A 770-nucleotide genomic window follows, 5' to 3' on the forward strand; every position below is an offset into this window, starting at 1 on the left:
GCCCGGCAACGTAGTACGCCACCATTTGTTTTTGGCCTGTTTCATCCGCACGGGCCATGACGACGGCTTCTCGTACCGACTCCACTTTCAACAGCTGCGATTCGACCTCGCCCAGCTCGATCCGGTACCCCCGGATTTTCACCTGATGGTCAATCCGGCCCAAGTACTCGATGTTGCCGTCCGGCATCCATCTCGCCAAATCACCCGTGCGGTACATCCGTTCATAGCCTGCTTCGCCATCCGCAAACGGATCGGCAACGAATTTCTCTGCCGTCAGCTCTGGACGGTTCAGATAGCCTCGCGCTACGCCTACACCGCCGATGCACAGCTCCCCTGCAACCCCAATCGGCTGCAATTGCTCCGTGCCTTCCTTCACAATGTACAGACGGATGTTCTGAATCGGTTTTCCGATCGGAATAACCCCATATTCCTCCGTCGGCTCGCAATCAAAGTACGATACGTCGACCGTCGCTTCGGTTGGGCCGTACAGGTTGATCAGCTTCGCTCCAGCGATACCTGACACGAGTCGTTGGAAACGTGCCACATGCTGCGGCGGCAACGCTTCTCCACTGGCAAATACCTGTCTTAACGTTCCCAGCTTCGCTTGCATCACTTCCTGCGGCTGCTGCTCTACATACTCCAGGAACGCATGCAGCATCGCAGGCACAAAGTGCATCGTGCTTACGCCATCGCGGGCAATCGTTTCGACGATGTCCTCTGGATTCTTTTCCCCGCCAACCGACAGCAGGCTCACCTTCGAGCCAACCATC

The 770-nt window shown here is 56.9% G+C and carries 1 protein-coding gene; it reads right to left on the bottom strand.

What is annotated here, in order from left to right:
* On the bottom strand, nucleotides 1-770 hold a 770-nt coding region (locus tag C1I60_RS25835; protein WP_434784410.1), incomplete at both ends, for an AMP-binding protein.

It is taken from the genome of Paenibacillus terrae (genome assembly GCF_005217525.1).
Lineage (GTDB): Bacteria > Bacillota > Bacilli > Paenibacillales > Paenibacillaceae > Paenibacillus > Paenibacillus terrae_C.